Raw genomic sequence first — 12,310 nt, forward strand, 5'->3', positions numbered from 1 at the left:
TGCTGGAACACCGCCAAGCTGCACCACTTGGTTTATAGGCCAGTGAGAGCGGCAACGGGGTTGAAAGCCAACCACGTCTGTCAGGCGCTCCGCCGTGTGATTAGCAACGCCAAAGCGGTGAAACAAGTCCACAAGTTTCGCCCCACCAGCCTGACTTTGGATGTGCGTACTTTTAAGTACCGAGAGTCCGACCAAGCCGTGGGCGTGACCCTGATGAGCGGACGGGTTTGGCTCAAGCTCAAGATTGGCGGTTATCAAATCGCTTTGCTGCGGGGGCAAACGCCCACCAGTGCGACTCTGTCCAAGACCAGGCAAGGGGAGTACTACATCAACATTGCGGTTGAGTTGGACACTCCCCCAACTGGCAAGACTCCTAAGGTAATTGGAGTTGACTTGGGCAGGCGGGATATAGCCACCGCTAGTAACGGACGCTCTTGGGGTGGAGAACACATCCAGGCCGTCCGCGACCGGTTCAGCCGTGTACGCGCCAAGGTTCAATCCAAACGCACTCGCAGCTCTAGGAGGCTGTTGAGAAGGCTCTCTGGGAGAGAACGGCGCTACCAGACATGGCTGAACCACAACATCAGCAGAACCTTGGTCAGGGATGCCCAGGCTATTGGTGCAGCACTGGCTTTTGAGGACTTGACAGGCATCCGAGAGCGCTTGAATCAGGAACCTCGGAGTAAGACTGAACGCCGTAGAGCCAATAGCTGGGCGTTCTACCAGCTCAGGATGTTTGTGACCTACAAGGCTGCCATTGCTGGAGTGCCTGTGGTACTGGTTCCGCCCGCCTATACCAGTCAGACCTGCCACCGGTGCCTGCACATCCACCCTGAGCAGGGCAAGTCCTACCGAAGCGGCAAGTCGTTCAAGTGTGGACATTGTGGCTGGGAAGGGGATGCTGATTATAACGCTGCTCAAGTAATCTCTCTCCTTGGGGCGACTGTAAACTCGCCTGAAATTCCGAAACTTAGCTGCTTTCTGGGGCCGCTAGGGATTGGGATAAAGCCCGCATCCTGCGCATAGCGCGGGTGCCGGGTAGTTTACTGGCATTTGCCCTTCCCCACGAGTTTGCCTATGTCTGTCATCCGTGCCCTCCACAGGCAGTTGGTAACCAAAGAGCGCTCTGCCGAAGAGATCGCCCGCGAATACCTGGAGCGTCTCACCCAACTGGAGCCGCAGCTCAAGAGCTTTATTACTGTGACCGAGGAACTGGCTCTGCAACAGGCCAGGGCGGTGGACGCCCGCATTCGGGCCGGGGAAGAGATTGGCCCTTTGGCCGGGATCCCGTTGGCGGTGAAAGATAACCTTTGCACCCAAGGGATCCGCACCACCTGCGCTTCCCGGATGCTGGAGGGGTTCATCCCGCCCTACGAGTCGACGGTGACGGCGCGGCTGGCGGCTGCCGGCATGGTGACGGTGGGCAAGACCAACCTGGACGAGTTTGCCATGGGCAGTTCTACGGAAAACTCGGCCTTTCAGCGCACCGCCAACCCCTGGGACCTGACGCGGGTGCCGGGGGGATCCTCAGGCGGGTCGGCGGCGGCGGTGGCGGCAGACCAGGCGGTGGTGGCCCTGGGATCGGATACGGGGGGATCGATCCGCCAGCCGGCGGCCTTCTGTGGCGTGGTCGGCCTCAAGCCCACCTATGGGCTGGTCTCCCGCAATGGGCTGGTGGCTTTTGCCTCCTCTTTGGATCAAGTGGGGCCCTTTGGGCGCACGGTGGAGGACGTGGCCCTGCTGCTGCAGGGGATTGCCGGCCATGACCCCCTGGATTCCACCAGCCTCAAGGTGGAGATCCCGGACTATAGCCAGGCCCTGATCCCCGAGATCAAAGGCTTCAAGATTGGAGTCATCCGCGACCTGCTGGGAGAAGGGTGTGGGGAAGAGACCCGCGCTGCCGTGCAAGCGGCCATCCAACACCTAGAGGAGCTGGGGGCAGAGATCCTGGAGATCGACTGTCCTAGCTTTCGCTATGGCCTGGCCACCTATTACATCATTGCCCCTTCGGAAGCTTCTTCCAATCTGGCCCGCTACGACGGCGTCAAGTACGGCCTGCGGGAACCCGCCGACTCGCTCTTGGCTATGTACGGCAAAACGCGCGCCCGCGGCTTTGGGCCGGAGGTGAAGCGGCGCATCATGATCGGCACCTATGCCCTCTCTGCCGGCTACTACGACGCCTACTACCTCAAAGCCCAGAAGGTGCGCACCCTGATCAAGCAGGATTTCCTCAGGGCCTTCGAGAAGGTGGATGTGCTGGTCAGCCCCACCACCCCCACGCCGGCCTTCAAGGCGGGGGAGCGGGAGGATCCCTTGAGTATGTACCTGTGCGACCTGATGACGATCCCGGTCAATTTGGCGGGCCTGCCGGGGCTGAGCCTGCCCTGTGGCTTTGCCAACGGTCTGCCCATTGGCCTGCAGATCATCGGCAACGTCTTGCAGGAGAGCAAGGTGCTGCGGGTGGCCTATGCCTATGAGCAGAGCACCGACTGGCACAAGCGGCGACCTCCCCTGGGACAGCCCCCCCTTGAGCAGGCCCAGGGAACCGCTCAACAGCCCAAAGCCAAGAGCAAGTCCACCAAGGGGAGCAAAAAATCCAAAAGCTGAGCCCACTAGGCCATGCCCATCTGGTTGGCTGCCGAGAAGCGCTCCATGAAGCGCAGGAAGCGCTCCCATTCTGCTTCTGTTTCCATGTCGTAGATCACTTCCAAGGCCTTGAATTCCCCGTTCAAGAACTTGGCTTTGATGTTGCGGGTGGTCAGCTCCCCTTCCTCGTCGATCATCCGCATGCCAAGGATGCTTTGCGTGTCGGACTTCAGCTCCTCAAAGCGAAAAATGGCGGATCCCCGCTTGCCGGTTTTGGATTTCAGCAACCGCACCTGCGTTGGCACTTCTGGAATACCGGGAGAAAACTCAATAGTGGCCATAATTTTTAAAAAAACTCATTCAAGTCATTATAGTTGTTCCAAACACGATGATTAAGACACTTTGTCGCTGACCCAAGCGATCCCCGCCCCTAGCGGCCCTCACCCCCAGCCCCTCTCCCAAGGGGAGAGGGGAGCTGGAGATCGATGGATAAGCTGTTTCCCAGCCATTTGCTAGGTGGGGATCGGATCCCCGGCCAGAAACTTTTTCAACTCCCAAGCGGCCATCTGCTCCAGGTGGTAACCGGCCTGGCGCTGCGCCTCGGCCACATCCGGGATCCGGTCACAGAGGGCAGCAACTCTAATGGGAAGGGGTCGGGCGGCCAAGTCGGCCCGGGCTGCCGGGGTGGCCTGGCCACAGAGAATCAGCAGGGGCTTCTGGGCCACCATGGCCTGCTCCAGCACCGCCCCCACTACCTTGCCCATGCTGCTCTGTTCGTCAAGGCGGCCCTCGCCAGTTACCACCAGATCGCAGCGGCGGAGACGCTCCGGCAGGGCCAAGTGCTGGGCCAAGAGCTGGATCCCGGACTCCAGGGTGGCGCCCAAAAAAGCCACCAATCCTGCCCCCAGCCCGCCGGCGGCGCCGGCCCCTGGGATCCCCTCCACGGCCCGGCCCAGATCCCGCTCCACCACCCTGGCCCACTGCTGCAGTGCCTGCTCCAATTGCCGCACTTGCTGGGGAGTGGCGCCCTTCTGGGGGGCAAAGACGGCAGCCGCCCCCAACGGGCCAGTGAGGGCGTTCTGCACATCGCAGAGGCCGCGGATGCGCTTGCCTTGCCAAATGCGCTGTTTAGGTGGCTCGATGCGCGCCAGGCGGGCCAGCTCCCCTCCCCCCCAGCCGATGGGATCCCCGGCCCCATCCAAGAGGCGATAGCCCAAGGCCTGCGCCATCCCCGCACCCGCATCGACGGTGGCGGATCCGCCCAGCGCTATCCAAATCTCGGCGATGGGATCCCGGCAGACGGCCCGCAACAGCTCCCCCAGGCCATAGGTGGTGGTGCGGGTGGGATCCCGCTGCTCAGGGGGCACCAAGGTCAGGCCGGCCACCTGGGCTACTTCCAGCAGCGCCCGCTCGCCTGCCACCCCGTACTCGGCCCAGACGGGATCCCCCAGCGGGCCAGTGACCCACAGCCCTCGTTTCTCTCCCCCCAGCGCCGGCAACAAGGTCTCCAGCGTGCCCTCGCCCCCATCGGCCAGGGGGAGTAGCTCCACCTTGGCCTTCGGCAAGACCTGGCGGATGCCCCGGGAGATGCTCTCCGCTGCTGCCTTGGCTGTCAGGGATCCTTTGAAGCTATCCGGGCAGATCAAAACCCGCCGAGGTGGGCGGCTGAACTCAGATCCCTGGTCTGGTGAACCCATACCCAGCATCAGCCCTAAAACGTCCTCGGCGGCAACAGAGAGGATGGATTGAACTTGGCTGCGGGCCCGCAAGGCTGAGCCCGGAGCTATTGGGCACTGCCCCCCTCCGCTGTTGGAGGTTGATCCGGTGTTGAAGGTTGGGGAGAGGGGACGGCGGCGGATGAGTTACCCAAAGACTGCTCCAGGGCCAGACGCTGCTCCATCACCCGCAGAAAGTAGCCACCCATCATCGCCCCGGAGAGCATTTTTGCCAAGCTCTCGCGGTTGGTGATGATTTGAACGCCAAATTGGTCTGGCGGCAAACTGCCCACCAAGCTGCGAATGTTGTGGCCCAAGATCTCCAGCACCTCCGGCGACGAGTTGCGGGCGATGTCTTGAAAAACGCTGGGATCCTGAGACTGCAGATATTGCCAGAGCCGGTTGTTGGGGCTGGGCGTTTGCGCGGCCTCAAAACCAGGAATGAAATTGATCGGGCTCGACATGGAGTCACCAAGCTCCCCAAACACAGCAAATCTAGCCCAACTCGGAGCTGTTGGCCCCATTCCTTAGGCCTTCGCAGCTCCGCCAATTGGGCTATGTCAAACCTAACACCCGAGCCTCGCCGCCTTCGGTACGGGATCCCACCCCTTTGAGGCGGCAAATGCCGTACCTCGGGAGGCGCCGCCTCGGAGATCAACCGTCGGCCTCGGGGATCCCCTCTGCCGGCTCCTCTTCAGCTTCCGCCGGATCCCTGATAAACGAAGCGGGCACCACCGTCACTCCTACAATGCTGTCCTCCGGATCCAAGCGCTGCACCAGCACCCCTGTCGCCTCGCGAGACTGAGTGGGGATGGCCTTGGCCAACTGGCGCATGACAATGCCTCTGGCAGTTACCAACAGGATCTCGTCCTCGGCATTGACGATGCGCAGGGCAGCCAGCTCATCCGACTCCTGGCGGAACTTAGTGGCGATCACCCCCTTGCCGCCCCGGTTTTGCCGGCGGAAGTGGTCGATGGCCGAGCGCTTGCCCCGCCCTTCTTTGGTAATCACCAGCACCCAGGGGTTGGCCAGCCTCTCCCCCTCTCGCTCAGCGGCCATCACCGACTCGGCAAAGATGATGTCCATGCTGACGATGTCGTCGCCGGGGTTGAGGGTGATGGCCCGCACGCCGCGGGTGGCTCGCCCCAGGGGGCGCAGTTGCTCGTCATCTGCCCGGAAGCGGATGCACATGCCCTGGCGGGTCGCCATAACCACATCGTCGCTGGAGCGGGCGCGGCGCACCCAGCGCAGCTCATCGTTTTCCTCCAGAGAGATGGCAATCAGGCCGTTGGAACGCACATTGGCAAAGGCGCTGAGGGCCGTTTTTTTGATGTAGCCCGCTCGGGTGAGCATCACCAAGTATTCGTCGTCGCTGAACTCGCTCACGGGCACCATCGAGGTAACCCGCTCTTCCCGAGTGATGGGCAGCAACTGGACGATGGCGCTGCCGCGGGCGGTGCGGCTCCCCTGCGGGATCTCGTAGGCGGGCAGGGTATAGACCATCCCCCGATCCGTGAAAAAGAGGATAGTGTCGTGGCTGCGACAGGCAAAAAACTGCTCGATGGCATCGTCGTCTTTGATGCGGGCGCCGGCCTTGCCGCGGGTGGCCCGCCCCTGCACCTGGAACTCTTCAAGGTCCATGCGCTTGATGTAGCCCTGCTCGGTGAGGAAGATGACCGTCTCGCGGTTCTCGATCAGATCGGCAACCTTGAGCTCACAGTCTTCCAGGCAGAGGCGGGAGCGGCGCGGGCTGGCAAAGCGGCTCTTGAGCTGCTGCAGCTCTTCGCTGATGATCTGCATCACCCGCTCCCGGCGGGCCAAAATATCCCGCAAATCGGCAATTTGCCTCACCAAGTCTTCGTGTTCGGCCTGGATTTTCTCCGCTTCTAGGGCGGTGAGGCGGCGCAGTTGCATCTGTAAAATGCCATCGGCTTGCGCTTCGCTCAGGCCCAACGTTGCCTGCAACTCAGCTCGGGCTGTGGTGGCATCGGCGGCTCCGCGGATGAGGGCGATCACCCGATCCAACTGCCCCAAAGCCAAAAGGTAGCCCTGCAACAGGTGATCCCGCTCTTCGGCTTTCTGCAGCTCGTAGCGGGTGCGCCGCTCGATCACCTCTGCCCGAAAATCCAAGAAAGCCTGCAGTGCGTCCCGCAGCGTCAGGGTGCGCGGCTCGCCGTTGAGGATGGCCAGCATGTTGACCCCGAAGTTGCTCTGCAGGGGGGTTTGCTTGTAGAGGTTGTTGAGCACCACCTGAGGCTGAGCATCCCGCTTCAGCTCGATCACCACCCGCATGCCCTCGCGGTCGCTTTCGTCGCGGATGTCGGCAATGCCCTCCAGTTTTTTCTCGTTGACCAGCTCGGCAATTTTTTCAATCATGGCTGCCTTGTTGGTTTGGTAGGGCAGCTCGGTGATGATGATGGCCTCCCGCGTCGGTCGGCCCCGCTGCTCGATGGTCTCCACCGTGGCCACCCCCCGCAAGGTGATGGAGCCGCGCCCGGTAGTATAGGCTTCGCGGATGCCTTCCTGGCCCATGATCAGCCCGCCGGTGGGGAAATCAGGGGCCGGGATCCACTGCATCAGCTCCAGGCTGGTCAGGTTGGGGTTGTGGATGAGGGCGATCAGGCCGTCCACCAGCTCTCCCAGGTTGTGGGGCGGGATGTTGGTGGCCATGCCCACGGCAATGCCAGAAGAACCGTTCAACAGCAACTGCGGGATCCGCGCCGGCAGCACCAGCGGCTCCTGCTGGGATCCGTCGTAGTTGTCGATGAAGTCGACGGTGTTGGCGTCGATATCCTGCAGCAGGGCTTCCTGGGCAAAAGCGGTGAGGCGGCACTCGGTGTAGCGCATGGCCGCCGGCGGGTCGTTGTCGATGGAGCCGAAGTTGCCGTGCCCGTCCACCAGGCGCTCCCGCATGGAGAAGTCCTGGGCCATGCGCACCAGGGCTTCGTAAACCGCCTGATCCCCGTGGGGATGGTATTTCCCGATCACATCCCCCACCACGCGGGCACACTTGCGGAAGGGGCGATCCGCCGTCAGGCCCAACTCGTGCATAGCGTAGAGAATGCGGCGGTGCACCGGCTTGAGGCCATCCCGCGCATCCGGCAAAGCCCTCCCGACGATCACGCTCATGGCGTATTCCAGGTAGGACTGCGCCATCTCCCGCTGCAGGTCGGTGGAGATGATGCGCGCCGTCGATTCGTTGTCGCTCATGGGGTTGGGTTATCCGTAAGGGATCCCAGTCGGCCTTGGCGCAGTGGGTTCGTGGAAGTTTATCGGGAAGTAAACCCTGACCGTGGCAGACTGAGTGTGATTGAGTTAAGCAAAGAATTTTTGTACTCCTAGTCTACCATTCGCCCTTTGTGAAGGCTGGCTGACTTCCAGTAGGAGAGGCTCGGTGGTTCACGGCGGCCCTCTCTACAGCCTCATGGATCGAGATTTACAGGTGGGCCAAGCGGAGCTGATCATTACCCTGACCGGCATCGACGACACCTTTTCCCAAACCATCCATGCTCGCCACTCCTACTTGGCCGATGAGATTCTCTGGAACCACCGATTTGCCGATATTCTCCACCTGGACAGCAACGGGCATCGCTATGTGGATTACTCCCACTTTCACACCACTCTGCCAGCTTGAGCCCCATGCCTCACTCTAAGTGGGATCCAGATAGGGATCCCTGAGGGAAATCATAGAAGAAAACCTATCATCTAGCATGATCTCTATAGTAACGTTCAATGATAGGCTGCCCATAGCGTGGAGGGCTTTGGGGCATGCTGAGCCAAGCGAAAGAACAACAGTCCGGCGGCAAGAGATTTCTGGATTGGCACCGACGTCTGAGCCTAGACAACTGGCGCGGGGATCTCTTCGGCGGGCTGACGACGGCGATTGTTTCCTTGCCGATGGCCTTGGCCTTTGGGGTGGCTTCGGGGGCAGGGCCGGTGGCGGGCTTGTACGGAGCAGTATGCGTGGGCTTTTTTGCGGCTCTGTTTGGGGGTACGCCCACGCTCATCTCCGAACCCACCGGGCCGATGACTGTGATGATGACGGCGGTGGTTGCTAATGTTACAGCTCGTTACCCGGAGCAGGGGCTGGGGCCGGCCTTCACCGTGGTGATGCTGGGGGGCTTATTTCAGATCCTGTTTGGATCCCTGAAACTGGGTAAATACATCACCCTCATGCCCTACAGCGTTATTTCCGGCTTTATGTCCGGGATCGGCTGGATCATGATTTTGCTGCAGATCCCGCCGCTTTTGGGCCACGCCAGCCAGGGGGGAGTGATCGGGGCGGTGCAGAACCTGCCGACCTACCTGCTCAACCTCAAGATGCCAGAGCTGGGGCTGGGGCTGCTGACGCTTGCCATCCTTTTTGGCTATCCCAAGCCTTGGCGAAGAGTGGTGCCGCCCCAGTTGGTGGCCCTGGTGCTGGGAACGCTGGTGGCCAACTTGTTCATGGCTGACTGGGATTTGCGGCGCATTGGCCCCATCCCCACCGGTTTGCCGCAGTTGCAGTGGCCGCAGTTGCCCTTTGCTTCTCTAGCTAACCTGGTGCTGGATGGAGTGGTGCTGGGGATGCTGGGCTGCATCGATACCCTCTTGACGGCAGTCATTGCCGATAACCTCACCCGCACCCGCCACGACTCCGACCAAGAGCTGATCGGGCAGGGGATCGCTAACTTGGTGTCCGGCTTCATGGGAGGGCTGCCGGGAGCCGGCGCCACCATGGGCACAGTGGTGAACATCCAGTCGGGCGGACGTACCCCTCTAGCCGGCATTACCCGAGCGTTAATCCTGCTGATGGTGGTGCTGTTTGCCGCTCCCCTCACGCAAGGGATCCCAATGGCGGTGCTGGCAGGGATCGCCTTTAAGGTGGGGGTGGATATCCTCGACTGGAGCTTCCTCAAGCGGGCCCACCGCCTTTCCCTCAAAGGGGCAGCCATCATGTACGGGGTGATGTTCATGACGGTGTTTGTGGATCTCATCGCTGCCGTGGGGGTAGGGGTATTTGTGGCCAATTTGCTCACCATTCAGCGTCTGAGCGAGCTGCAAGCGGAAGAGGTGAAAGCCATTACCGATGCGGACGATGCCGTAGATCTCACCCCGCGGGAAAAGGAATTGCTGCGCCAGGGCCGCGGTCAGGTGTTGCTATTTTACCTGAGCGGGCCCATGATCTTCGGGGTTTCCCAGGCCATTTCCCGCCAACACCAGGCGGTGGCCTCCTGCCAGGCTTTGGTCTTGGATTTGTCCGATGTGCCGATGCTAGGCGTTTCGGCGACGCTGTCCTTGGAAAATGCCATCCGCGAAGCTCTAGATCAACGCAAACAGGTGTGGATCGTCGGGGCCAAGGGTCGGATCCGGCAGCGCTTGGAAAGCCTGCATCTGCCCTTGCCGGCAGAGCGATTTGTGGAGAGCCGGGAGGCCGCTTTGGCCGAGGCCGTCGCCCAGTTGGGCTTGCCGCTCGAGGCCAGTCCCCTGGTTTGAGTAACCCCAATTGGCCTGAGCCACAAAGCTGCGGGATCCGTTTGCCAGATCTAGGTTAAGTCTGAGTCTATGCAATGGAAGGGTCGGGTCGCCTACTTGGCAACCATGCATCGCAAAGAGCAGGTCATCGGCCCTCTCTTGGCCGAACATTTGGGGATCCAAGTTCAAGTAGTAGCTTTCGACACCGACCAACTGGGCACCTTCTCGCGGGAGCGGCCTCGGCCAGGGGATCCCATCCACACCCTACGCCTGAAAATTGAGAGAGCCCGCCAAGCTCATCCCGCCTCTTTGGTTTTGGCCAGCGAGGGATCCTTTGGCCCCCACCCCCAGATCCCTTGGATCCCTTGGAATCAGGAGTGGGTCATGCTCAGGGTTTTTGAACCCGGCGCGGATCCCTTGGAGCTGGTCGGCTATGCAGAGAGCACCCAAACCAATTTCAGCCATCGCTGGGTGCAGAGCTGGGCAGAAGCGCTGGACTTTGCCCAAAGGGCGGGTTTTCCCCAGCACGCCCTGATCGCCCTCGACCGGCCAGAAAAGCCCCAGGTTATCCACAAAGGAATCCAAGACGAAGCAACCCTGAAGCAGGTGGTGGGGGAGCTGCTGGCTCGGCAGGGTGGCCTGCATCTGGAAACCGACATGCGGGCCCTGTACAACCCAACCCGGCTCCAGGTTATCGCAGCCGCCACCCAAAACCTAATCGCCAAAGCCCAAAGCCTGTGCCCGGCCTGCGGCACTCCTGGCTACTGGCAGATCCGCTCGGTCTCTGGACTGCCCTGCGGCCAATGTGGCGCCCCCACCCCCGTGGCCAAGGCTTGGGTATATGGCTGTGCTCGCTGTTCCCACACCCACACCGAGCCTGTGGCAGAGCCCTGGGCAGATCCCGCTCAGTGCGCCTTTTGTAACCCCTAACTTGTCTTGAGAAGGATCCCGGCGCCAGCTCCAACTCGATGTATTTCGGTGCAAGGGCAAGGCTTGGGAGACTTGCTATAAAAAAGGGATCCGCAGTGGCGGATCCCTAAGTTGTTTTTAACCTAGGCAGGACAGCAAGGGGTTAGAAGGTAAACACTGCCCGCAGAGCGCCCACACCAATGGTTGGGTCGTTGTCCCCAGGTAGAGCACCATTGGGGTTGCTCACAAAGTAGGCTGCCGGGGTAAGGGTGAGGTACTCGTTCACCGGGAAGCTGTAGTAAACATCCACAATGAACGGGCGGGTATCCCAAACTCCTTCATTTTTGGTGGTCACAATTGGCTGGCCAAAAACCACACCCCCTTGAGCACCCTCAATGAACAGATCTGGGAAGGCAAAGCCAAACAGCCAGCCGTTGAAGTCTTCGTCGCCCGGATCGATGGTGCCCGCCGGTACCACGTTGGGCAGGTTATAGTCAACGTTGCCCGCCGTAAACCAGCCAGACGCAATAATCCGCGGGGTAATCTCCCAGTTGGCAGCCACAGAAAAGGCGTTCACCCGTGCAGAGGTGGACACATTGGTTACTCTCAGAGGGCCACGGAAAAGAGCTGTACCGTTGGCCAAGAACTCAGGGCCATCGTTTGCCGTCTGCAGATAGGTACTGGCAAACTGGAGGTAAATCTCTAGATTTTCATTCGGCAGGAAGCCCAGCTCTACCGCGTGGGCACTGTCGCTACCGGTTATACCGCTGTCGCCGAAGCCGTTGCCCAAGGCTTGAGCGTTCCTGGTGCTGTAGCTGTAGGCCAAGCGCAGTTGATCGGAGAGGCGGTAGCGGAAGCCAAACAGAGCTCCACCTGGCACATCCGCCGTGGAGTTGGGAGCGTCGGCGAAGTCGGAGAGAGCTTCGAAGGGTGTGCTGTAGTTGAATACATCGGACACATCTGAGCCAACGATACCCGTGTAGATGGTAGCTGCTCGGTTGAAAGCTGGGAATTGGTAGATCAGCTTGGCCAGGGTGAAAGTGCCGCCGCCACGGCCGCCAAACTCAAGGCCGGGATCCCCATCAAAGAACTCAGTCACAGCATCGCGAGCTTGGAGACGAATGCGCAGGCGATCGCGACCCACAAAAGAAGCATCGAAGTTCAAGCGTACCCGATAGGGAAGAGTCATGTTGGCTTGGTTTTGCTCTGCTACTACCTTCCCATCAACAACTCTGTCTTCCGTGAGAGCGCTGCCTACAACAGCGGCGATGACTTGGGCATTCAACTTGGTAACCGGGTTGAAGACCTTCCCTTTCAAATCAGTAACATCGGCCTCCAGGGCATCCACCCGCCCGCGTAGGGCTGCCAGCTCAGCAGCAAATTCCTCTTGCAAGCGCTGCAGAGTGGCCAAGTCTTCCTTGGAGACTTTGTCGGCCAAACCGGCTGCAATCAACTCATTGATGCGATCCAAGCAGGCGTTCATACCGGCGGCAAACTCAAAGCGAGTCATGGCCCGGTTGCCGCGGAAGGTGCGGTCAGGGTAGCCGGCAATACAACCGTAGCGCTCCACCAAGGATTGCAGGGCTTGGAAGGCCCAGTCGGTGGGCTGCACATCCGAAAGCTCAGAGATGGAGGTGACCGGCCCG

The 12,310-nt window shown here is 60.8% G+C and carries 10 protein-coding genes; 5 read left to right on the forward strand and 5 right to left on the reverse strand.

The window, feature by feature from the left end; translation table 11 throughout:
- Both SYN63AY4M2_RS00755 and gatA read left to right on the forward strand, forming a co-directional pair.
- A partial coding sequence (locus SYN63AY4M2_RS00755; protein WP_099887134.1) for an RNA-guided endonuclease TnpB family protein occupies window positions 1-1,026 on the forward strand: 1,026 nt, incomplete at its 5' end.
- Window positions 1,027-1,077: 51 nt separating this feature from the next.
- A complete protein-coding gene (gene gatA, locus SYN63AY4M2_RS00760) occupies window positions 1,078-2,607 on the forward strand; it encodes an Asp-tRNA(Asn)/Glu-tRNA(Gln) amidotransferase subunit GatA (RefSeq protein ID WP_099887135.1) in 1,530 nt (509 codons plus the stop codon).
- Between the two features lie 5 nt (window positions 2,608-2,612).
- Here the strand turns inward: gatA and psb28 are convergent, their stop codons facing one another.
- The 4 genes from psb28 to gyrA form a co-directional block, all read right to left on the reverse strand.
- Window positions 2,613-2,927 carry a photosystem II reaction center protein Psb28 gene (gene psb28 / locus SYN63AY4M2_RS00765; RefSeq protein WP_011430265.1) on the reverse strand — a complete coding sequence of 105 codons (315 nt, stop codon included), beginning with the start codon at window positions 2,925-2,927 and terminating at the stop codon, window positions 2,613-2,615.
- Between the two features lie 171 nt (window positions 2,928-3,098).
- On the reverse strand, window positions 3,099-4,283 hold the full coding sequence (locus tag SYN63AY4M2_RS00770; protein ID WP_228375490.1) for a glycerate kinase: 1,185 nt from the start codon (window positions 4,281-4,283) through the stop codon (window positions 3,099-3,101).
- 86 nt (window positions 4,284-4,369) lie between these two features.
- Window positions 4,370-4,765, reverse strand: a complete 396-nt coding sequence (locus SYN63AY4M2_RS00775; protein ID WP_011430263.1) for a DUF760 domain-containing protein — start codon at window positions 4,763-4,765, stop codon at window positions 4,370-4,372.
- Window positions 4,766-4,955: 190 nt separating this feature from the next.
- Entirely contained in the window at window positions 4,956-7,511 is a 2,556-nt protein-coding gene (gene gyrA / locus SYN63AY4M2_RS00780; RefSeq protein WP_099887136.1) for a DNA gyrase subunit A, read from the reverse strand.
- 184 nt (window positions 7,512-7,695) lie between these two features.
- On the opposite strand from gyrA, the gene SYN63AY4M2_RS00785 reads away from it, so the two are divergent.
- From SYN63AY4M2_RS00785 to SYN63AY4M2_RS00795, 3 genes are all read left to right on the forward strand, one after another.
- Entirely contained in the window at window positions 7,696-7,935 is a 240-nt protein-coding gene (locus SYN63AY4M2_RS00785; RefSeq protein ID WP_240530463.1) for a hypothetical protein, read from the forward strand.
- A gap of 134 nt (window positions 7,936-8,069) precedes the next feature.
- A complete protein-coding gene (locus SYN63AY4M2_RS00790; RefSeq protein ID WP_099887137.1) occupies window positions 8,070-9,776 on the forward strand; it encodes a SulP family inorganic anion transporter in 1,707 nt (568 codons plus the stop codon).
- 105 nt (window positions 9,777-9,881) lie between these two features.
- A complete protein-coding gene (locus tag SYN63AY4M2_RS00795) occupies window positions 9,882-10,685 on the forward strand; it encodes a DUF6671 family protein (RefSeq protein ID WP_240530464.1) in 804 nt (267 codons plus the stop codon).
- 142 nt (window positions 10,686-10,827) lie between these two features.
- Here SYN63AY4M2_RS00795 and SYN63AY4M2_RS00800 read toward each other — a convergent pair.
- Window positions 10,828-12,310: iron uptake porin (locus tag SYN63AY4M2_RS00800; RefSeq protein WP_099887139.1), on the reverse strand; the 1,483-nt coding region annotated here is incomplete at its 5' end.

The organism is Synechococcus sp. 63AY4M2, assembly GCF_002760475.1.
Lineage (GTDB): Bacteria > Cyanobacteriota > Cyanobacteriia > Thermostichales > Thermostichaceae > Thermostichus.